The organism is Pseudarthrobacter sp. MM222 (assembly GCF_947090775.1).
Taxonomy (GTDB): domain Bacteria; phylum Actinomycetota; class Actinomycetes; order Actinomycetales; family Micrococcaceae; genus Arthrobacter.
Window position 1 is genome coordinate 3,916,247 of sequence record NZ_OX352321.1, and the last position, 20,716, is coordinate 3,936,962.

A 20,716-nucleotide genomic window follows, 5' to 3' on the forward strand; every position below is an offset into this window, starting at 1 on the left:
CAACGACAATGTGAGGAAACACGAGCGGGAGCTTGGTTGTTAGTGTCGGCATTACCGTTCTCGCATTTGAGTGCGATACCAGCCGAAACGCCTTTCGAACGAACAGCGGCTGGAACCAAACTCTAGCTCAAACCTCCGCCACCGGGGCCGCGAACTGCGCCGCGTACAGTGCCGCGTACGCCCCACCCGCGGCCAACAGCGAAGTATGAGTTCCCTGCTCCACGATCTGCCCGGCGTCCATCACCAGGATGAGGTCGGCGTCGCGGATGGTGGAGAGACGGTGCGCGATCACGAAGCTGGTCCGGTCGCTCCTCAAAGCGCTCATCGCCTTCTGCACCAGCACCTCGGTGCGGGTGTCCACCGAGCTCGTGGCCTCGTCCAGGATCAGCACGGACGGCCGGGCCAGGAACGCCCGGGCAATCGTAAGCAGCTGCTTCTCCCCGGCGGAGACATTGGAGCCTTCGTCTTCGAGCACCGTGTCGTAGCCCTCGGGCAGGGACCGGACGAAGCGGTCCACGTACGTCGCGCGGGCCGCCTCCAGGATCTCCTCCTCCGAGGCGGAAGGCCGGCCGTAGGCGATGTTGTCCCGGATGGATCCGCCGAACAGCCACGTGTCCTGCAGCACCATGCCCATCCGCGAGCGCAGCTCGTTGCGGGTCATCTCGGTGACGTCCACGCCGTCAAGGGTGATCCGCCCGGCGTCGATCTCGTAGAAGCGCATCATCAAGTTCACCAGGGTGGTCTTGCCCGCCCCGGTCGGGCCCACAATGGCCACGGTCTGCCCCGGCTCGGCCACCAGGCTCAGGGAAGAGATCAGCGGCTTGTCCGGTGAATAGGAGAAGGACACGTCCTCGAACACCAGCCGGCCCCGGCCCCCGGAAGGAGCAACACCAGCAGCAGGGTCCGGCGACTGCTCGTCTGTGTCCAGCAGCTCGAACACCCGCTCCGCCGACGCCACCCCGGACTGCAGCAGGTTGGCCATCGAGCCCAGCTGGGCCAGCGGCTGGGTGAACTGCCGCGAGTATTGGATGAACGCCTGCACATCACCCAGCTGCATCGCCCCGGACGCCACCTGCAGCCCGCCCACCACGGCGATCCCCACATAGACCAGGTTCCCGATGAACGTCATGGCCGGCATGATCAGCCCGGAAATGAACTGCGCGCCGAAGCTGGCCTGGTACAGCTCCGCGTTCTTCTGCCGGAACCGCTCCTCCACTTCCCGCTGGCGGCCGAACACCTTCACCAGCGCGTGCCCGGTGTAAGTTTCCTCGATCTGCCCATTTAACTCACCTGTGTGCTTCCACTGCGCCACGAACAGCTTCTGCGAGCGCTTGGCAATCACGGCCGTGGTCACGAGCGTCAGCGGAATGGTCACCAGCGCAATCAGCGCCAGCGTGGGCGAGAGCAGGAGCATCATCACCAGCACGCCCGCCACGGTCAGCAGCGAGGTCACGGCCTGGCTGATGGACTGCTGCAGGCTTTGCGAGATGTTGTCGACGTCGTTGGTCACCCGGCTGAGCAGCTCGCCGCGCTGGATCGAATCGAAGTAGCGCAGCGGCAGCTTATTGATCTTCTCCTCGATCCGCTCGCGCAGCCGGAACACCGTGCGCTGCACAACCCCATTAAGGACATAGGCCTGCACCCAGCCGAACGCGGAGGCCAGCACATACAGCGCCAGCGCCCAGAGCAGCACGTTGGACAGGGCGGTGAAGTCGATCCCGGTGCCGGGCGTCAGCGTCATGGCGCTGAGCATGTCCGCTTTCTGGTTCTCCCCCGCGGCGCGCAGCTGCGCGATCAGCTCCGTCTGGCTCACCCCGGGCGGCAGCTCCTTGGACACGACGCCCGCGAAGATCAGGTTGGTGCCCTCGCCTAGGAGCCGCGGCCCGATCACCGAGAACGCCACACTCACGACGGCGAGCACCAGGACCAGTACCAGCCACAGCCGTTCCGGACGCAGCTGGCCCAGCAGCCGCCGGGCCGAGGGCCCGAAGTTCATCGCCTTCTCCGCGGGGATGTTCATCCCGGCGAAGGGTCCGCCGCGGCCTGGCCCACCTGCGGGCCGTGGAATGCGTTCGACGGCGGGCGCCGAGCCGGGCGCCCCGGCGCCCCCGCCGCCGGCGGGCCGCGAGGGCACCGGCGCGGGGGTGGCCCTATCCGTGGCACTCATGCCGCCTCCTCCGCCGCGAGCTGCGAGTTCACGATCTCCTGGTACGTCGGCGAGGTCTCCAGCAGCTCAAGGTGCGTGCCCTGCCCGACGATCCTGCCGTCGTCGAGCACCAGGATCTGCTCGGCGTCGAGAATGCTGGAGACCCGCTGGGCGATGATCACCAGGGTGGCGCCGGCGGTGTGCTGTTTGAGTGCCTGCCGGAGCCGGGCGTCCGTGGCGGTGTCCAGCGAGGAGAACGAGTCGTCAAAGATGTAGAGCTCGGGCCGTTTCACCAGTGCGCGGGCTATCGCGATCCGCTGCCGCTGCCCGCCGGAGACGTTGGTGCCGCCCTGCGAGATGGGCGCGTCCAGCCCGCCCTCCATCTCCCGGACGAAGTCCTCCGCCTGCGCTATCCCCAGCGCCCGCCAGAGTTCGTCCTCGCTGGCGTCGGGTTTGCCGTAGAGCAGGTTGCTGCGCACCGTGCCGGAGAACAGGTACGGCCGCTGCGGGACCAGGCCGATGTGCCCCCAGAGCAGGTCTGGGTGCAGCTCGCGCACGTCCACGCCATCAATAAGCACGGCGCCAGCCGTCGCGTCGAAAAGCCGGGGCATCAGGTTCACTAGCGTGGTCTTGCCGGAGCCGGTGGCGCCGATGATCGCCGTCGTCTGCCCGGCGCGGGCGGTGAAGCTGATCCCGGCGAGGACCGGGGCCTCGGCACCCGGGTAGGCGAACCCGACGTCGTGCATCTGGAGCTCACCGCGGCCGGTGCGGCCGGCAAAGCTGACCGGATGCTCCGGCGGCCGGACGCTGGACTCGGTGCCGAGCACCTCGCCGATCCGGTCCGCCGAGACCGCCGCGCGCGGAATCATGATCGCCATGAAGGTGGCCATCATGACGGACATCAGGATCTGCATGAGGTAGCTCAGGAACGCGATCAGGGTGCCCACCTGCATGGAGCCGTCCTCAATCCGGAACGCGCCGAACCAGATCACCGCCACGCTGGAGACGTTCAGCACCAGCATCACCACCGGGAACGCGAGCGCCATCAGCCGCCCGGCGCGCAGGGCCGTGTCCGAGACGTCCGCGTTGGCTTTCCCGAAGCGGGCGGTCTCGATCTCCTCCCGCACGAAGGCGCGGACCACGCGGATGCCGGTGAGCTGTTCGCGGAGCACCCGGTTCACGGTGTCGATCCGGGTCTGCATCAGCCGGAACAGCGGAACCATCCGGGTGATGATCAGCGCGATGCCGATAATCAGCACGGGCACGCTCACCGCGATCAGCCAGGACAGCTGCGCGTCCTGCCGGATCGCCATGATCACCCCGCCGATGCTGAGCATGGGCGCCGCCACCATCATGGTCGCGGACATCAGCACCAGCTGCTGGACCTGCTGGACGTCGTTGGTGGAGCGGGTGATCAGGCTCGGGGCGCCGAAGCGGGTGACCTCCTGCTCAGAAAACTCCGCCACCCGGCTGAAGATTGAGCCGCGCAGGTCCCTGCCCATCCCCATTGCGGCCTTCGCGCCGAAGTACACGGCGGCGATCGCACACGCGATCTGCAGCAGGGTGACCAGCAGCATCACGCCGCCGGTGCCCAGGATGTAGCCGGTGTTGCCCTTCGCGACGCCCTCATCGATGATGTCCGCGTTGAGGGTGGGCAGGTACAGCGAGGCAATGGACTGCGCCAGCTGGAAGACGACGACGGCGAGCAGCAGCCGCCGCTGCGGCCCCAGATATTCGACGAGCAGTTTCCAGAGCATCCGTACTCCCAGCCACGTGCCTCACGAAGCGATCCGAACGCCAGTCTACGTCCGCTGTTGCCGTGCAGTTGCTGGGAGTTTGCCATGAGCCTCGGCGCGTACCAAAGGCCGCCTATCCGGCGGCCAGTAGGCCCTTGCGGGTCCACAAGGGCGGTGCTATAAATCCCATATCGGCCGGTACAACCCCGGCCGGCACCGTCCCCTTCAAGGATCCAGGGAGGCCCGTAGAGGTCATCGACACCAGCTCACGGCCTATATCGATCCGGGACGGGATGCACCCACGCCACCCACCCGCACAGGGGTTTCCGGCAGCGAAAGCGGCCGGGACTTCCATCACCCAACGCTGCAACGGGGAACGGCAGCAGGCATCCGGAGCCACTTATCCGGCTGTAGATGGGATCACGGTGGACCAAACCACCTTCATTGCCTACGCCGCGGGCTACATCGCGGCGGTGTTCGGTGTTTTTCTTTTGTACCTCCCGCTGCTTATCGGCATCGGCCTGCTCCTGCTCTTGGCAGGTTCGGTCAGTCTGGTGCTCCTCCTCCTCAAGGCCGTGACGGTGGGGCTGTACCGGTTCCTGGCGCGGGAGCTCCGTACCCCTACCAGGCGCCTGCACGGCGGCCCGGGTGGCGAGAGGCTGCTTCCGCACTGAGGGATTCAGATGAATCTGGAACAGTGACCCGCGTGTGGCTTGGACATGCCAATAGCTGGGGCATACGGTTCAGGAAACCCCTCCCTCGCTGATCGGAAGATCCTGAACTCAATGACCACCTCCGGACCGCAGCAGCCCCCGACGTCGGGAGGCTCCAGCCGCGCCCCGCTTGTCTGGGTTGCCGCCGCCCTTGTGCTGTTCGCCGCCCTGACTACCGCCGTCGTCCGCACCGGACCGGACCCCCGTACGGACTTCCTGGCCTCCGTGGAGAGCCAGTTCCAGCCGGCCCCGGCGGCGGCGGAGGCCCCGGTCCCGGCCAATCCCATGAACTCCGCGGCCCTGGACGCGGAGATCCAGCGGATCATAAGCGAGCACGGCGGGTACCGGGTCGGCGTCGCGCTGGTGGACAACGGCGGCGGGGACCCGACGGTCTACGGCGATGCCACCCCCTACTCCGCGGCCAGCACCGCCAAAATCATCACCGCTGCCGCCTACTACCATCTGGTGGAAACCGGGGAGAAGTCCCTCGACGTGCCGCTGGGCAGCTTCGACGCAGCGTTCCAGCTCAAGGCCATGATCAACACCAGCAGCGACGATTCCTGGCTGCTGCTCATGCAGGACATCGGCTACCCCCGATTGATCGAGTACGCGGCGTCGGTGGGCCTGCAGTACGACCCGGAACAGAACCTTGTGGCACCGGGGGACATGGCGCTCCTGCTCCGGCAGCTTTCAACCGGGACGCTGCTCAACCCGGAGCACACTGAGGAACTGCTGGGCTACATGCAGCAGACCAACAATGAGCGCCTCATCCCGGCCGCGGTGGACCCGGAGATCACGGTGCAGCACAAGTACGGCGAGGTAGAGGGGTACGTCCACGATGCGTCCATCCTGAGCGCCGATGGCCGCTCCTACTCCTTGGTCATCTACACGTGGGGCGAGGACGCGGTCGAAAGCGAGGAGCGGCTGGCCGTCATCCACGAGCTGACGCGCACCGTCTGCGGGACGCTATTCGGTAGCTAAGGGTTCGGAAGCTAACGGAGCCGGCAGTCAACGGCGCAGGAACTGACTGCTGCCGTCTCTTGTGTCCCCCGGGCCAATGCCCCTAGCGTGAAGGCGTTCCCGGTTCCGGAAACTTCCTCACGAAAGGCTGCCCCATGGAAGACACCACCAGCTTCCTGCCCGCCACGGCGATCGTCACCGGTTCGGATTCCGGCATAGGCCGCGCCACGGCCGTGGCCCTGGCGAAGTCCGGATTGGACGTGGGGGTCACCTGGCATTCGGACCAGCAGGGCGCCGAGGAGACTGCCGATGAGGTCCGCGGCCTGGGAGCCCGGGCCGTGGTGCGGCGTCTGGACACCACCGATGTCCGCGGCGCCGCGGCCACGATCGATGAGCTGGCCGACGAGCTGGGCGGGGTGGACGTGTTCGTGAACAATGCCGGCACCGGCGACGGCGTGAAGTTTCTGGACCTCGACGTCGACACCTGGATGCGGACTTTGGATACCAACCTCAACGGCGCCTTCGTCTGCCTGCAGGCCGCGGCCCGGCGCATGGTCCAGCAGGGCCGGGGCGGACGCATCATTGCCGTCACCAGCGTCCATGAGTTCCAGCCGAGGGTCGGCGCCGCGGCCTATGACGCGTCCAAGCACGGTCTGGGCGGGCTGATCAAGACCATGGCCCTGGAGCTCGCCGAGTACGGCATCACGGCCAACAACGTGGCGCCAGGCGAGATCGCCACTCCCATGACCGGGCAGACGGACCAGGACCCGACGAAGACCGACCGGCCCGGCGTTCCCCTGGGAAGGCCGGGAGACGCCCGGGAAGTAGCGGCCGTCATCGCGTTCCTGGCCTCCCCCGCCTCGAGCTATGTCACGGGCGCTTCGTGGGCAGTGGACGGCGGCATGCTGCAGATGGGCCCGCAGGCCGGTTCGCACATCACGGGCCACGACTGGCGGAAGGGTTAGGTCGACCTACCGCGGCGGGTGCTAGCCGGGGCCGGCCCTCGGCAGGCCTTTCCGTGCCGCACCAGTCCTCCGAAAAGCTTTCCGTGAAGGGTGGCGCCCGCAGGCATCTAGGAGCAAGATAAGGGAACCGGATCCAACGCTCATAACGGACGCCGGAAAATCGTACACGGACACTAACCGTGTCCGCTCCACGCCCGCAACCCGGGCGCATCGAGGCTGCTGGGGCCTCGGGATACCTCCCAGCTCACGTGCAGGAGACGCCGCAGTTTTGGAGTCGGCCTGAGAATCCGGAAATAGTGCCAGGAGCGAGAACGACGAACCTCCGGCCGGTGCCGGAGACCCGGGCCTTCCAGGGGGTCACGTGATCCGAATACTTATTGCCGAAGACGAAGAACGTATCTCCCGGTTCATTGAGAAGGGGCTGCGGGCGGCCGGTTACGCGCCCACAGTCGTCGCGGATGGCGTGAAAGCCGTGGACTACGCGTCAAGTGGCGAATTCGACCTCCTGCTGCTCGACGTCGGGCTCCCCCGTCTGGACGGCTTCACGGTCCTGTCGACCTTGCGCCAGGCGCAGATTGGCATCCCGGTGATTTTCCTGACAGCCCGCGGCTCCGCCGCGGACACCGTGGCCGCGCTGGAGGGCGGCGCGGATGACTACATGGTTAAGCCTTTCCGCTTTGAGGAACTCGTCGCCCGGATCAGGGCCCGGCTGCGGCCGGGGGAAAACGGGGATCCGCCCGTGGGCAACGTCCTTCGCTACGGCGCACTGGAACTCAACCTGCACACCCACTCGGTGAGCATCGGGGACAAAACCGTGGAACTTTCGGCCCGCGAGTTCGCGCTGGTCGAGATGTTCTTGCTCCACCCGGGGCAGGTCCTGAGCCGGCAACAACTCCTGAGCCGCGTGTGGGGCTACGACTTTGACGGCACTTCCAACGTGGTGGATGTGTATGTGCGCCAGCTACGGATGAAGCTTGGCGCCGACCATATCGTCACCACCCGCGGCGCCGGATACCGCCTCGGCTAGAAAGAAGATGAATCAGTGACCGTCACCTTGAGCCGGCTGCGGGAAAGCGCCCGGGCCGCGCGGGCCACACCGCCTGCTCCACCGCCCGGCCGGGACCCGGAACGGTCCGGCTGGAGCGCCCGGGCGCATTCCGTGCGCTTCCGCGTGGTCGCGGCAATGCTGCTCATGATGCTCGCAGGGTTGGTGGTCGCCGGGTTCATCACCTTTGCGGTCCAGTTCCAGGACTCTGATACCAGAGTGGACCAGGCCCTCCTGGACAAGGCCCATGCCGTGGTCAAGCTGGTACCGAGCAACGAGCGGTCGGACCGGGAGACCCTCAAGCACGGGCTCCATGAGGCCGCCGAGGATATCGAGCCCCGCAGCAACGAGGTGATGGCCGGCATCACCGAAGGGAAGATCGAATGGACCGTGGACGGCAGCCCCGAAGAGAACCTTCTCAACGAGGACATGCACGTCGCGGCCGTGGCCCTGACAGGTGCTGGCGACGCGGCCTTCGGCGACTTCGGCGCCGAAGGGCGGCACTTCCGGGCCGCCGTCGTGCCGGTAAAGGGACCGCCCGGACCGGTGACCTATCTGTTGGTCGGACGGGACACCGGGGACCTACAGGAACATCTCGTGTCCTCAATCCACACCTACGTCCTGGTCGCTGCCGGCACGCTGCTCGCTGCCGCCCTTCTCGGAGGCACGGTGGCCGGCAGGCTTCTTTACCCGCTGCGCCGGCTGCGCGAAGCCACCCGGGTGGTCAGTCCCGAGGACATGACACAGCGGGTGGAAGTCCGCAACGGCGCGGATGATGTCACGCTGCTCATGAAGACCTTCAACACCATGCTGGAACGGCTGGACGAGGGAGCGCAGCAGCAGCAAAAGTTTTTGGACGACGCGGGCCATGAGCTGCGGACTCCGCTGACGATCCTCCGTGGCCACCTGGAACTCGTGGCTGTGGACGACCCGGGCGATGTGACGGCCACGAGGGACGTCCTGCTCGAGGAAGTGGACCGGATGCAGCGGCTCGTGGACGACCTGCTCCTGCTGGCCAACGCCGGCCGCCCCGACTTCCTCAGGAAGCAGCCCGTCCGGTTCCCCGACTTCCTCCATCAGGTGATGGAGAAAGTCCACGTCCTCGCGGACCGCCACTGGCAACTGGACGAGTCGGCCGAGGTGATGCTGGAGGCGGACCCGCAGCGGATCACCCAAGCTCTGGTCCAGCTGGCCGCCAATGCGGTCAAATACACCGGGCCGTCCTCCACGATCGCCCTCGGCAGCCGGCTGGAAAGTTCGACGGCGCCGGACGGCTCGCCGCTGCCTGACGGCACGGCGGCGCTCGACGGCTCGCCGCTGCCAGAAGCGGACACGCTGCTGCTGTGGGTGCGTGACACCGGGACGGGAATCGCTCCGGAGGACCAGCAGCGGATCTTCGAGCGGTTCGGCCGAGCCCACCCTGGCCGCGGACAGGAGGGATCCGGACTGGGCCTGGCAATCGTCACCGCCATTGCCGAAGCGCATGGCGGGAACGCCGGCGTCGAATCCGAGTACGGTCACGGATCCCGGTTCTTGGTCCGGATCCCGCTCCAGCCTGTCGGTGCACGGCTCTGAGCAGCACCGCGCAGAGCAGCACCGCGCAGTTGATGAAAAATCATTAATCTTCCCCTCATCGTTTCCTCACCCTGCGGCTCCAAGCTGTAGCTAAGAAGAAGCGGGGAGGATGACCGTGGAGCCACTGCGGATAGTGCTTTACTCACATGATTCAGTGGGCCTGGGCCACGTGCGCCGAAACCTGGTGCTGGCCCACGCGCTTGCCAATCAACTCCCGGGGCTGACCGGCCGCCCCGTCACCGGTATCCTCATCACCGGCACAGCGCACGCCCCCGGGTTCCCTGCCCCCGAGGGCTGGGACTGGGTGCTGCTTCCCGGCATCGGGAAGAGCCCCGAGGGCTACCTGCCCCGGAATCTCAGCCTGCCCATGGCCGAGCTCGTGTCCCTGCGTTCGAGGCTGTTGCACGGGGTACTGGCGGGCTTCCGCCCCGACCTGGTGATCGTGGACCGCCATGCCACCGGCGTCCACCGGGAACTGGAAAGTGCCCTGCGGCATGCCCGGGCCGAGGGCCCGGTTCGCGTGGTGCTGGGCCTTCGTGAAGTCCTCGATGCCCCGGACCCAGCCTTTACCGAATGGGCCCGCTTCGGTGGAGCACGGATGGTCAAGTCTCTTTTCGACGCAATCTGGGTCTACGGCGACCCTGCCATCCACGATCCGGTGGCATCCGGCGAGATCCCGTTTTCGCTGCGCAAGCTCATTCGGTACACCGGCTACCTGGCCACCGGGCGTCCCTCGGTCTCCGGCACCAGTTGTATGGACGGCCCCTACGTGATGACCACAGTGGGCGGCGGCTCGGACGGCCACGCCCTCGCGCGGCTCGCGGTCGCGGCACCGGTCCCGGCCGGGCTGGGCCATCTGGTTGTGGCCGGCCCGCAGATGCCCGTTGAGGAGTTCGAGGACCTGGCCCGCCATGCCCGCCCAGGGGTCAAGGTGGTCCCTGCCCTGAACGACATCGTCTTCCACCTCCGTCACGCTGCCGCCGTCGTGGCGATGGGCGGGTACAACACGGTGTGCGAAATTCTGAGCACCAGCGTCCCCGCCCTCATCGTCCCCCGCACCGAGTCGCGGGCCGAACAGCGCATCCGGGCCAACTCCCTCGCCAAGGCCGGCTATCTGGAACAGCACGAGATCGACACCCTGACCCCGGAGATCCTGGCCGATTGGTGGGCCTCGCGCCTCGGTACCACGGTGGACCGGCGGCGGGCGGTCCTGGACGGGCTGATCCGGGTCCCGCAGCTGGCCGCCGGTCTGCTGCAGACGGCAGTGGCCGCGGGCGTCGCCGCGGACGAAGCGGAGGCAAACGTCGTCGAGGTCCCCGCAGCCGCGAAGGGAAGTGCCGCCCGTGTTGCCGTCTGAACCTGGGACGGCCTACGTCCTGAAGATGTATCCGCGCTTCTCGGAGACGTTCATCGTTTCCGAGATCCTGGCACGGGAAGCCGCCGGGGACCGGATCGAAATTTTCTCCCTGCGGCCTACCACCGATGCCCGGTTCCACTCCGAGCTCGCCCGGGTACAGGCTCCTGTGACCTACATCGACCGGCCAATTAAGACCGTGGCCCTGTGGGACTGCCTGCAAAAGGCTGCGGCAGCCGGACTCATGCCGGCCCTGAGCCGCAACCTTGGCGAACTTGCCGCCGCCACTGCGGACGACGCCATCCAGGCCGTCAGTTTAGCCACGGCCCTGCAGAACCGGAACATCCGGCACATGCACGTACACTTCGCGTCCGGCGCCGCCACGGTGGCACGGCTGACCTCGGCCATCACCGGCATCCCGTTCTCCTTCACCGCGCACGCGGTGGACATTTTCCATGAGTCGGTCCGCGACGAGGACCTGCAGCTGAAGCTCGAGAAGGCCCACCACGCCGTCACCATCAGCCGCTTCAACCTGCGCTACCTGCGCCGCCGTTTCCCGGCCTCCACGTCCCGGCTGCACCTGGTGCGCAACGGACTGGAGCTGGAGCGGTTCCCGTACCGGGATCCTCGCCCGCCCGGCACCACGCTGCGCATCGCCGCGGTGGGGCGCCTGGTGGAGAAGAAGGGGTTCCAGCATTTGCTGCCGGCCGCCGCCGAACTCCTGGAACGGGGCGTCAAGCTGGAGCTGCGCATCGCAGGGACCGGCATTCTGGCCGAGGAGCTGGAGGCGAGCATCGGGCAGCTCCGGCTCCAGGACAACGTCCGCCTGATCGGGCCCCAGACCCAGGACCAGATCCACGAACTGCTCGACTCCGCCGATGTCTTCGTGGCGCCCTGCGTCGTCGGTGCCGACGGCAACGCCGACGGCATGCCCACCGTCCTGCTGGAAGCCATGGCCACGGGAGTGCCCTGCGTCAGCACGTCGGTCACCGGGATTCCGGAGGCCATCCGCAACGGCTCCACCGGGGTCCTCGTCCGGCCGGGAAACCCGCACGCGCTGGCCCGTGCTGTCCGCACCCTCGTTTCCCCCGGCACCGACAGGGCGGCTCTGGCCCGCAATGCCCGCGCCCTGGTCGAGGAGGACTACGACGTCCGCCGCCAGGCCGAACTCCTCAGGTCCCTCTCCCGCCCGGAGAGGCAAGTCGCATGACACGCGTGGCCTACTTTTGCGCAGACCCAGGGGTGCCGGTCTTCGGCACGAAGGGCTCCTCGGTCCACGTCCAGGAGATCGTCCGGGCGTGGCGCGGCACCGGTGCCGACGTCACGGTCTACTGCGCGCGCCGCGGAACGGACCGGCCCGCCGATCTGGCCGATCTCGACGTCGTCGAGGTCACCCCGAAGTCGGCCACGGCCGGTGCCGCAAGGGAGCAGGCCATCGAGGACGCCGCGCTGGCCCTCGTTGACGAAGTGCTCCACCGCGGCTGCGGCCTGATTTACGAACGCTATTCACTGTTCAGCCCGGCACTGTCCGTGCTTGCCCCCGTGCTGGACATCCCGTCGGTGCTCGAAATCAACGCCCCGCTGATCGAGGAGCAGCAGCGGTACCGCCAACTGGTGGACGTCAAGAAGGCCGAGACCGTTTTGCGGCGAAATGCGAGAACGGCCGACGTCGTCGCCTGCGTCTCCGAACCTGTGGTCCGCTGGGTTCTGCAGCGGGTACCGTCCGCACGGACGGTGCTGGTGCCCAACGGCGTCAACATCCACCGGATCACCCCGCGCCAGCCCGGCCGGCGCAGCCCGAACCACCTCACTGTCGCCTTCGTCGGCACGCTCAAGCCGTGGCACGGCGTACCGGGCCTTTTGCATGGAGTGGCCCTGGCCAATGCGCAGACACCGGACCCCGCTAACCGCTGGCGGGCGCTGGTGATAGGGAACGGACCGGTCCGTGAGGACCTCGAACGGCTCGCCGCCACGCTTGGCGTGGAAGCCCGATTCACCGGGGCGGTGCCACCTGACGCCGTGCCAGGGCTCCTCGACGACGCCGACGCCGGGGCAGCCCCCTACCCCGCCGACGTCGCCGGCCAGGACGATTACTTCTCTCCGCTGAAGGTCTATGAATACATGGCGGCCGCGCTGCCCATCATCGCCAGTGCCGTGGGCCAGATCCCGTCCATCCTGGAACACGGGCGAACGGGGATCCTGGTGCCGCCCGGAGAACCAGCCGCAGTGGCTGAGGCCCTCATCCTGCTCGCAGGGGATCCCGCCCTTCGCGAACGCCTCGGCACGTCCGCACGCGCAGACGCCGAGCAGCATTTCAGTTGGGACGGCGTACTCACTCGCATCACCCACTGCCTGCCCCCGATCCGGAGGGCGGCCACCCAGTGAGCAAGAAGTCCAGTCCTTCACCGCCAGACGGGACGCGCCGCGCCTGGCACCTGCGCCGGCGGCACGGCAGTAAACCTGAATCCGGGCTGCGCCGCACCCTTCGCTGTGCCATGCCGCATCTTCGCGGGCACCGGCTCCTGATGACCTGGGGATTCGTGGCCATGATGGTAGGCGTCCTGCTCCGCCTGCTGGAGCCGTGGCCGGTGAAGATGGTGATCGATTCGGTGTCACGTTCGCTGGGCGCAACCATCAAGAGGCCCGGGCCCACCATGGAGGCCAGCCTGGAGACCATGCTGCTGTGCGGGGGCGCGATTGTGGTCATCAGCGTCCTGCGGGCCATCGCCAATTACTGGTCCGCCATCGCGTTCGCCACGATCGGATCCAAGGTCGCAGCCGATCTGAGAGCCCAAACCTTCCGCCACGTTCAGGGCCTGTCCATGCGGCACCACACACGGGCCTCGTCCGGCGACACCGTCCAGCGCCTCGTGAGCGACGTCTCCCGCCTCCAGGACGTGGCGGTCCACGCGGGACTGCCCATGGTGGGAAACATAGTGACGCTCGTCGCCATGACCCTCATCATGTTTTGGCTGGATCCCCTGCTGGCCCTGGTCGTCTTTGTATCCACCGGGATATTCGCCGTGCTCTCCCACCGGAGTTCCGGACCGATCACCGCTGCGGCCCGCAAGTCCCGCAAGGGTGAAAGCGCGTTGGCCACCACCGCTAGCCAGACCCTCGGAGCCATGCGCGAAGTACAGGCCTACGGACTCGAGGACACCATCAGTTCCAGCTTCCGGCACTCCAACAATGCCGCCACGGGCACGGGCGTTGCCGCCATGCGGCTGACCGCCAGCCTGTCGCGCCGCACGGATGTCCTGATCGGCCTCGCCACCGCGATTGTGCTGGCCGGAGGCGGCTGGCGCGTACTGAACCACTCGCTCAGCCCCGGGGACCTCATCATCTTCCTCACCTACCTGAAGACCGGGATGCGGCCGCTGAAGGACCTGGCCAAGCAGACCAGCCGGATCGCCAAGGCCACTGCCTCGGGCGAGCGCGTCGCGGACCTCCTCGAGGCCCAGACCGACCTGCCTGAGGCCCCGAACGCCCGTCCGTTGCAGAGCCGGAACCCGGACATCACGTTCGAGAACGTCTTCGCCGGTCACGGCGAGGGGACCACCGTGCTCCAGAAGATCAACCTGCACATCCCGGCCGGGGAGCATCTGGCCATCCTTGGCCCGTCCGGGGCCGGGAAATCGACGTTGGCCAGCCTGGTCCTGCGGATGATCGACCCCACCTCGGGCGTGGTCCGGGTGGGGGGAGAGGACCTGCGGGAACTCCAGATCGCCTCCGTGCGCTCCCACGTCTCAATCCTGCTGCAGGACTCCGTGCTCTTCGGCACCACGGTCAAGGAGAACATCAAGTTCGGGCGCCTCGAGGCCTCCGACGAGGACATTGCACAGGCCGCCAGGCTGGCCCAGGCGGACGGCTTTATCCGCGAACTCCCCAAAGGCTATGACACCCTTCTGGCAGAAGCCGCCAAGGATCTCTCCGGCGGCCAACGCCAGCGGCTTGCGATCGCCCGCGCGATCCTCCGGCAGGCACCCATCGTCATCCTCGATGAGGCGACGGCCGGATTGGACCCGGCGTCCCGCGAATCCATCCTGGACGCCCTCGAGGTCCTGACCCGGGAACGGACGACGATCACCATCACCCACGATGCCTTCGCCGCACGCGCCTGCGACCGGGTGATTTGGCTCGAGGAAGGCCGCATTATCGAAGAGGGCCGCCCGCTGGAGCTGCTCCAGGACCCCGGGAGCCACTTCGCCAAATGGATGGGAACCGCGCCTGCCCCCGCCCCGGCCCGCCGGGTAGGGCCGGCCACATCCGGCCTGGAGGTTAGGACGTGAACGCACTCCGGACGCAATGGCGGCACGCCGACCTCGCGCTCGCCGGCCGCGACGCGGAACTCCCCTGCCTTGCAGCCATGCTCGACGACGACGCCCTCTCCGAGCTGGTGGGCGAAGCACTCCAAGTCACCCGGGTCCGGTACAAGCCACACACCTCGTTGCTGGTTGCGTTCCTGCGCACCGGCAAAGGCGGGGGAAGTTACGGCTGGGCTCTCAGCACGGCGAGCAACGTCAAGTTGGAAGGCCGTGCGCGCTCCTCGGCGCGGAGTGGCGGAGGCGTTCGCCTCATCCGGCTACCCCTGCCGCACACGGACGCGATCATGGCCGTGGGCGGCATCGAGGACGACTGGGCCTTACGGAAGAACCTGCGGTGGCTGGGAGAGCACGGACTCGAACGGCTCGGCGTGGCCCACGCACCCGGACAAGGACTGCTTAGCGGCACCACCCGGGTACTGCGCTACAAGCCCGAGCGGCGGCTGGTTCTGCTGGCAGGTTCTCCGGATGCTCCCGTTGTGATCAAGACCGCGGCCCTGCCCGCCGACGAGGATGCGGACCTGCTGTTCCATCAGCGGCTGCGGCGGCACGGGGTTCCGGTGCTTCCCCGGCTCAGCGGGGAAGGATTGGCCAGACACGGCACCAGCGCCAGCCCCGTGTGGGGCGATCGGGACCTGACCGCGAGCGCCGGCCCGGAAGGTGCCCGCCTCGCGGGAGAGGCCCTCGCACGGCTCCATGGCATGCCCTCCGAGGTTGAGTCCGGCCCTGCAACGCAGTCCGAAGCGCTTCGGCTTCAGTTGGAGGCAACCTGCTCTATGGTCGTTTCCCTCTTGCCCGCGCTCGGGCCGCCGGCCGCCAAGGTCGCAGACCGGATCCGCCGCCAGCTGGATGGAGCCCCGGATGGTGGGACCGCCGCCCAGGTCCACGGGGATTTCTCCGCGGACCAGGTGCTGGTCAGCGGAACCGACATCCGCCTGATCGACTTCGACCGCGCGCGCGTTGGGACCCCGGAATCCGATCTGGGTTCCTTTGCAGCGGTCGAGGAAATCAGCCACTGGAGAGGGACCGCGCTGACCACCCAGCACACCCAACATCTGATGGAAGGCTACATCGAGGCGGGCGGCCGGTTCACGCCCCCGGCAGTGGACGCGTGGGCGGCGGTCCGGTTCTTCGCGAACATCGTTGATCCGTTCAGGGACCGGAGGCCGGAGTGGGCCGGCGAAATGTCCCGGCACCTTGAACGGGCCCAGGAGTTGATCCCATGAGCTGGCTTCCACCGGTCCCGCAGACCGCCGTCGACGGGTCCGGCCGGACCTGGCACATCCACCGGGCGTGGGCGGACCGGACACCGGGCGACTACGCCCTGGAGGTCGTGGCGCCCGGACAGCCGGGCGTCCGCGGAGCCCAGCTCCGCTCCGGACACTTTGAGCTCCTGTCCGGCTACGACCCGGGACTGCCGGCATTCCAGGAGGAGGCGCGGCAAGGTGTAGTAATCTGCCACCGGCCCCACAAACGGGCCGTCATCCGGGCGGACGGCTGCTACATCAAGATCTTCGAGCCCGGCGCCGCCGTGGTCCCCGCCGAACGCTGCGCACAGACGGACCTTGTCCTGGCACCCAATATCTTCGACGTACCCAAAATTCTTCGCAGCTCCCCCGACGTCCTCGTTTTCAGTACTGTCCCCGGACGGACTTTGGGGGACCTGGGCCTGGATACGACGACGGTCAGCGACGAAGCTCTGGCCCGGGCGTGGGACAAATGGACGCAGGCCTGGACCGCCCAGGTGGGCGGCCGCTACGACGCCGCCAGGCGGCGAGCCCTCGGCACCCTGCCGCTTCATCCGCCGGAGGCCGAAGTGTCGGATTTGTGGCGGTGGGTGAACCGCTGGCTGCGCCACTACAAAAACGTTCCCGAAGCGTCGGCGCAAGGCGAGGCGTTGTGGGCCCGGGCGGAAGAGGTGGCGCGGGACCTGCTCGAAGCGGAACCCGATCCGCTGGTCTGGTCCCACGGGGATCTTCACGACAACCAAATCCTCACCACGGGCGGTGCGGCGCCGCTCGGGTTGCTGGATTTTGACGACACGGCCCAAGCCGAGGCCGCCCGGGACCTCGCCAATATGGATGTTCTCCTGGAACTTCGCGTGCGGAAGAGCCGGATAACGCCGGCACGGTACCTGACGGTGCACAATCAGATTCTGGCCGCCGCCGAAGAACTGCACGTCAGTCCGGGCCGGTTCCAGACCTATTCCGACGTCGTCTGGCTGCGTAAGGCATGTTCCCCGCTGCCCCGGCGCTCGTCCATGGCCCTCGACATTCTCACCGCACGCGCCGTGCACCGTGGCCGCCGGGCTCAGGAGCTGATGACATGAGCTGGCACCCCCCGGTTCCGGTCGCCGTACCGGACAAGAACGGCACAAGCCTGCTGGTCCGGCGGGCCTGGCCCGCCGAAACCGCAGGCCACTACGTCTTGGAGCTGACGGCACCGGACCGGGCAGGGGTCCGGGCAGCCCACCTCCGGGCCGGACAGTTGGAGCTGCTGCCAAAAGGCAGGGACCCCCGCCTGCACGCTTTGGCACAACTGGCACGGAACGGCGAGGTGGTGGTGCACCGTGCCCACATGCGTGCCGTGGTCCGGGCCGGCGACCGCTATTCCAAGATCTTCCGGTCCAGCAGGTCCGTCGATTCCATGGCCCGGCACGCCGGGACGGTTGAACTCCTGGACTCTGAGGACTTCCTCGCACCCGAAATCGTCTCCTTCACGCCGGGCTGCCTCACCCTCAGCGGCCTCCCCGGCCGCTCCCTGTTTGAACTCGGAAACGACTCCGCGGTCAGCGATACCTGGTTCGAAACAGCCTGGCAAAAATGGTCCCAAGCCTGGGTCCGGCAGCAATGCCGGGCCGGCTCTGCCGCGCACCGTCCCGCCCTCGAGGCGCTCCCGCCCCGCAATGCCGCCGTCGAGCTGGAGAACATGCAACGCCTGGTGCACCTGTGGCTGCTGCACGCCCAGAACGTTCCGGAGGCCGAAGCCCAGCGAAATGCCGTCCGCGCGGCGGCAAGGCAGATCGCTGCTCAGCTGCTCGGGACCGAACCTGATCCCCCCGTGTGGTCCCATGGAGACCTCCACGACAAGCAGATCTTCGCTGCCGGCCCGGAAGCTTCGCTGGCGTTGCTGGACTTCGACGAGGCGGCGCGCGCCGAAGCCGCGGCCGACCTCGCTAACCTTTCCGTTCATCTTCAGCTGCGCCTGGGTCAGGGCCGCTTGACCGCCGCGCGGTACCAGGCCGCCCAACGCCACGTTCTCGCGGCTGTCGACGAACTTCGGGTCACCCCGGCGCGCTTCAATGCCTACGCGAACGCGACACGGCTGCGGCTGGGTTGCCTCTATTCCTTCCGGCCGCCGTGGGGCACCCTTGCCGAGGAATTCCTGAGCCACCCTGCAGAAGACGGTGAGCCGCTCCCCGCCGCCGGGGTGGCATCGGTTCGGGGCTGACTGCCTGCGGGGTAACTATCTGCGGGGGTTCGCGTGGCCGGGAACACCAAACCGGACGGAGACGTTGGCCCTTTTAGTGGCCCCATCGCTGGGACGCGCACGTACCGACTTCAGACCGTACCGAGAGGACTGCTTACATGGCTTACATCAAGGTTGGCACCGAGAACAGCACCGACGTCGAGCTGTACTACGAGGACCACGGGGCCGGGCAGCCGGTGGTTCTGATCCACGGCTACCCGCTGGACGGATCCTCCTGGGAGAAGCAGACCGCGGCCCTGCTGGGCGCCGGGTACCGCGTCATCACCTATGACCGCCGGGGCTTCGGCAAGTCCAGCAAGCCCACCGAAGGTTACGACTACGACACCTTCACGGCCGACCTCAACACGCTCCTCACCGCCCTGGACCTCGATGACGTCGTGCTGGTCGGCTTCTCGATGGGCACCGGCGAAGTGGGCCGCTATCTCGGCAGCTACGGCTCCGCCCGGGTGGCCAAGGCCGTGTTCCTCGGCTCACTGGAGCCCTACCTGCTGCAGGCCGAGGACAACCCCACCGGCGTCCCGCAATCGGTCTTCGATGGCCTGACGGAGGCTGTGACCGCGGACCGGTACGCCTTCTTCACCGACTTCTTCAAGAACTTCTACAACAGCGACACCTTCCTTGGCACTCCGCGGCTCAGCGAGGAAGTGATGCGTGCCGGCTGGAACCTTGCCACCTCGGGCGGTCCCACGGCCTCGGTGGCGGCGCAGCCCACCTGGTTGACCGATTTCCGCAAGGACATCCCGAAGATCGATGTCCCCGCGCTGATTGTCCACGGCACGGCGGACAACATCCTGCCGATCGACTCGACCGGGCGCGAGTTCGCCAAGGCCCTGCCGGCCGCCGAGTACCTCGAGATCGAGGGCGCCCCGCACGGGATGCTGTGGACCCATGCGGCCGAGGTCAACGAGGCGCTGCTCGGCTTCCTCGCCAAGTAGCGTCAACCTCCCGCCCCGGACCGCACGCCCGCCGCTGGTACCGGCCCCAACCTGCCTAGAACAAGGCGTCGGTGACGGCCGCAGTGAGCTGGTGGATGACCTCGGTGCGGTCCGGCACCGACAACAGGTCCTCGCCCTTGGTGTAGACGACGAAGGCGTAGGCGCGGCCGTCCTTCTCGAGGATGGCCGCGTCGTGGAGTTCCCCGCCGAGCAGGCCGTACTTGTGGAAGACCCTGACGCCGGCGGGGACAGCGGCGGGAATGAGCGTCTCGTAGTTAGTGTCCTGCATCAAGCCCAGCAGCTGTGCGGTGTCCTGCCCATCCAGCAAGTCTCCGCCGTAGAGTCCCGCCAGGATCCGGGCCATTTCTGAGGCAGTCAGGGTGTTGGTTTCCGGGTCATAGTCCACACCAATCGAGGCCGCGTAGTCCGTCAGCTCCGCGTGCCCTACCGCGTCCATGATCAGCGACCAGGAGTCGTTGTCGCTCTGCTGGATCATTTCCTGGAGCTGGAATTCCGCGGTGTAGTCCCCCAGCGGATCCGCCAGGGAGGCCGCGCCGGATTCGGTCAGGTTGTAGTACGCCTCGGCGGCCAGGACCTTCGCCGTGCTGGCCGCGACGAAGGCCTCCTGCACACCGTACTCGTGGACGGTTCCGCCGGAGAGGTCAAGGAGGGCGACGCCGATCTGGTATTCGCCGTGGGCGTCAATGATGCTGCTGATTTCCGTGTCCAGCTCAGCGTCGACAGGTCCGGACGACACCACGGGGCCCGGCATCGCCTCCGCCGCCGAAGCCGTGGCGGAGGGAACACTGGCCACCGGGCTGGTTGCCGCTGAGCGGGCGTCCGCGGCGGAGTGGATGCCTGCGGAAAGCGCAACCGCCAGGACGGCAGCGCACAGCGTCAGCAGGGCTGTGCGAAGGGAGCGGAACCGGCGGGAACGCGGTGGCCTGGGCGAGGTGCCCTGGGTGAGCTGCCGGCGGCTTGGCTGGTGGAGTGCGGGTTCTTCCATGGTGCTTTCAAGCTAGCCGGTCCGGCTGTGCCCGGGCTATGAACCAGCTGTCACCGGCCGGCCGAGCCCGATTTCAGGCGTCTTCGTCCCACATGCCGGCATCGGCCGCGTCTTCTGGCTTGTCCATCGCATCAGGGTCGCCGGATCCCACGTAGGCGGCGGGAACTGTGCCGGCGGCCTGGGTCAGCTGCTCCTCGCGGATATTCCCGGCCTGTCCGGCTTCCGCGTGGGGGTGCGGGGCTTCGACGGCGTCCGGGTCACCGGGTCCGCGAAGATCGGCCGGGTCGTTGCTGCTGTCCTGCGGATCACTCATGGGGCTGCCTTTCGCGAGGGGAACGGGTCACTTTCCCACAGTAACGTGAACCCTGCGGACTGGGCGGCCGACGGTTCGAGGAGCCCGACAGGCCCCAACCCGCCCCGGTCCGCGCGCCGCGCACCAGCGCCGGAATACGGCAATTGCCAGCGGTGTT

17 protein-coding genes are annotated in these 20,716 nt (G+C 67.6%); 13 read left to right on the plus strand and 4 right to left on the minus strand.

Annotated elements, in window-relative coordinates:
- Nucleotides 1–127: 127 nt before the first annotated feature.
- Complete coding sequence (locus OM977_RS17955) at nucleotides 128–2,167, minus strand: ABC transporter ATP-binding protein (RefSeq protein ID WP_270103046.1); 2,040 nt, start codon at nucleotides 2,165–2,167, stop codon at nucleotides 128–130.
- Complete coding sequence (locus OM977_RS17960) at nucleotides 2,164–3,903, minus strand: ABC transporter ATP-binding protein (protein WP_264355236.1); 1,740 nt, start codon at nucleotides 3,901–3,903, stop codon at nucleotides 2,164–2,166. The genes OM977_RS17955 and OM977_RS17960 overlap by 4 nt, the downstream gene beginning before the upstream one ends.
- Before the next feature lie 404 nt (nucleotides 3,904–4,307).
- On the opposite strand from OM977_RS17960, the gene OM977_RS17965 reads away from it, so the two are divergent.
- The 13 genes from OM977_RS17965 (at nucleotide 4,308) to OM977_RS18025 (ending at nucleotide 19,240) form a co-directional block, all read left to right on the plus strand.
- Entirely contained in the window at nucleotides 4,308–4,556 is a 249-nt protein-coding gene (locus OM977_RS17965) for a hypothetical protein (protein ID WP_264355237.1), read from the plus strand.
- Nucleotides 4,557–4,667: 111 nt separating this feature from the next.
- Nucleotides 4,668–5,576, plus strand: a complete 909-nt coding sequence (locus tag OM977_RS17970; protein WP_264355238.1) for a class A beta-lactamase-related serine hydrolase — start codon at nucleotides 4,668–4,670, stop codon at nucleotides 5,574–5,576.
- 134 nt (nucleotides 5,577–5,710) lie between these two features.
- Nucleotides 5,711–6,520, plus strand: a complete 810-nt coding sequence (locus tag OM977_RS17975; protein ID WP_264355239.1) for an SDR family oxidoreductase — start codon at nucleotides 5,711–5,713, stop codon at nucleotides 6,518–6,520.
- Nucleotides 6,521–6,881: 361 nt separating this feature from the next.
- The gene (locus OM977_RS17980; RefSeq protein WP_264355240.1) at nucleotides 6,882–7,547 is read left to right on the plus strand and encodes a response regulator transcription factor; all 666 of its coding nucleotides are present in this window, start codon (nucleotides 6,882–6,884) and stop codon (nucleotides 7,545–7,547) included.
- 15 nt (nucleotides 7,548–7,562) lie between these two features.
- A complete protein-coding gene (locus OM977_RS17985; RefSeq protein WP_264355241.1) occupies nucleotides 7,563–9,140 on the plus strand; it encodes a sensor histidine kinase in 1,578 nt (525 codons plus the stop codon).
- A gap of 109 nt (nucleotides 9,141–9,249) precedes the next feature.
- Nucleotides 9,250–10,497 (plus strand): glycosyltransferase family protein, encoded by a 1,248-nt coding sequence (locus OM977_RS17990; RefSeq protein ID WP_264355242.1) that lies wholly within the window; start codon nucleotides 9,250–9,252, stop codon nucleotides 10,495–10,497.
- A complete protein-coding gene (locus OM977_RS17995) occupies nucleotides 10,484–11,704 on the plus strand; it encodes a glycosyltransferase (RefSeq protein ID WP_264355243.1) in 1,221 nt (406 codons plus the stop codon). The genes OM977_RS17990 and OM977_RS17995 overlap by 14 nt, the downstream gene beginning before the upstream one ends.
- Nucleotides 11,701–12,879: a glycosyltransferase family 4 protein gene (locus tag OM977_RS18000; protein ID WP_264355244.1), complete on the plus strand. Its 1,179-nt coding sequence runs from the start codon at nucleotides 11,701–11,703 to the stop codon at nucleotides 12,877–12,879. Before OM977_RS17995 ends, OM977_RS18000 begins: the two co-directional genes overlap by 4 nt.
- A gap of 110 nt (nucleotides 12,880–12,989) precedes the next feature.
- Nucleotides 12,990–14,783 (plus strand): ABC transporter ATP-binding protein, encoded by a 1,794-nt coding sequence (locus OM977_RS18005; protein ID WP_264355245.1) that lies wholly within the window; start codon nucleotides 12,990–12,992, stop codon nucleotides 14,781–14,783.
- Nucleotides 14,780–16,042 carry a phosphotransferase gene (locus OM977_RS18010; RefSeq protein ID WP_264355246.1) on the plus strand — a complete coding sequence of 421 codons (1,263 nt, stop codon included), beginning with the start codon at nucleotides 14,780–14,782 and terminating at the stop codon, nucleotides 16,040–16,042. Before OM977_RS18005 ends, OM977_RS18010 begins: the two co-directional genes overlap by 4 nt.
- Nucleotides 16,039–17,145, plus strand: a complete 1,107-nt coding sequence (locus OM977_RS18015) for an aminoglycoside phosphotransferase family protein (RefSeq protein WP_264355247.1) — start codon at nucleotides 16,039–16,041, stop codon at nucleotides 17,143–17,145. Before OM977_RS18010 ends, OM977_RS18015 begins: the two co-directional genes overlap by 4 nt.
- A complete protein-coding gene (locus tag OM977_RS18020; protein ID WP_264355248.1) occupies nucleotides 17,142–18,266 on the plus strand; it encodes a phosphotransferase in 1,125 nt (374 codons plus the stop codon). The genes OM977_RS18015 and OM977_RS18020 overlap by 4 nt, the downstream gene beginning before the upstream one ends.
- 137 nt (nucleotides 18,267–18,403) lie before the next feature.
- A complete protein-coding gene (locus OM977_RS18025) occupies nucleotides 18,404–19,240 on the plus strand; it encodes an alpha/beta fold hydrolase (RefSeq protein WP_264355249.1) in 837 nt (278 codons plus the stop codon).
- A gap of 55 nt (nucleotides 19,241–19,295) precedes the next feature.
- Here the strand turns inward: OM977_RS18025 and OM977_RS18030 are convergent, their stop codons facing one another.
- Both OM977_RS18030 and OM977_RS18035 read right to left on the minus strand, forming a co-directional pair.
- Entirely contained in the window at nucleotides 19,296–20,246 is a 951-nt protein-coding gene (locus OM977_RS18030) for a serine hydrolase (protein WP_264355250.1), read from the minus strand.
- Between the two features lie 73 nt (nucleotides 20,247–20,319).
- Nucleotides 20,320–20,559: a hypothetical protein gene (locus tag OM977_RS18035; RefSeq protein ID WP_264355251.1), complete on the minus strand. Its 240-nt coding sequence runs from the start codon at nucleotides 20,557–20,559 to the stop codon at nucleotides 20,320–20,322.
- Between the last annotated feature and the right edge of the window lie 157 nt (nucleotides 20,560–20,716).

Bases quoted from the DNA above. Each gene is read 5' to 3' on its own strand.
- OM977_RS18035 (WP_264355251.1), bottom strand. From the start codon at position 20,559: ATGAGTGATCCGCAGGACAGCAGCAACGACCCGGCCGATCTTCGCGGA.
- OM977_RS17970 (WP_264355238.1), top strand. From the start codon at position 4,668: ATGACCACCTCCGGACCGCAGCAGCCCCCGACGTCGGGAGGCTCCAGC.
- OM977_RS18030 (WP_264355250.1), bottom strand. From the start codon at position 20,246: ATGGAAGAACCCGCACTCCACCAGCCAAGCCGCCGGCAGCTCACCCAG.
- OM977_RS18020 (WP_264355248.1), top strand. From the start codon at position 17,142: ATGAGCTGGCACCCCCCGGTTCCGGTCGCCGTACCGGACAAGAACGGC.
- OM977_RS18015 (WP_264355247.1), top strand. From the start codon at position 16,039: ATGAGCTGGCTTCCACCGGTCCCGCAGACCGCCGTCGACGGGTCCGGC.
- OM977_RS17960 (WP_264355236.1), bottom strand. From the start codon at position 3,903: ATGCTCTGGAAACTGCTCGTCGAATATCTGGGGCCGCAGCGGCGGCTG.
- OM977_RS18005 (WP_264355245.1), top strand. From the start codon at position 12,990: ATGCCGCATCTTCGCGGGCACCGGCTCCTGATGACCTGGGGATTCGTG.
- OM977_RS17955 (WP_270103046.1), bottom strand. From the start codon at position 2,167: ATGAGTGCCACGGATAGGGCCACCCCCGCGCCGGTGCCCTCGCGGCCC.
- OM977_RS18025 (WP_264355249.1), top strand. From the start codon at position 18,404: ATGGCTTACATCAAGGTTGGCACCGAGAACAGCACCGACGTCGAGCTG.
- OM977_RS18000 (WP_264355244.1), top strand. From the start codon at position 11,701: ATGACACGCGTGGCCTACTTTTGCGCAGACCCAGGGGTGCCGGTCTTC.
- OM977_RS17975 (WP_264355239.1), top strand. From the start codon at position 5,711: ATGGAAGACACCACCAGCTTCCTGCCCGCCACGGCGATCGTCACCGGT.
- OM977_RS17990 (WP_264355242.1), top strand. From the start codon at position 9,250: ATGACCGTGGAGCCACTGCGGATAGTGCTTTACTCACATGATTCAGTG.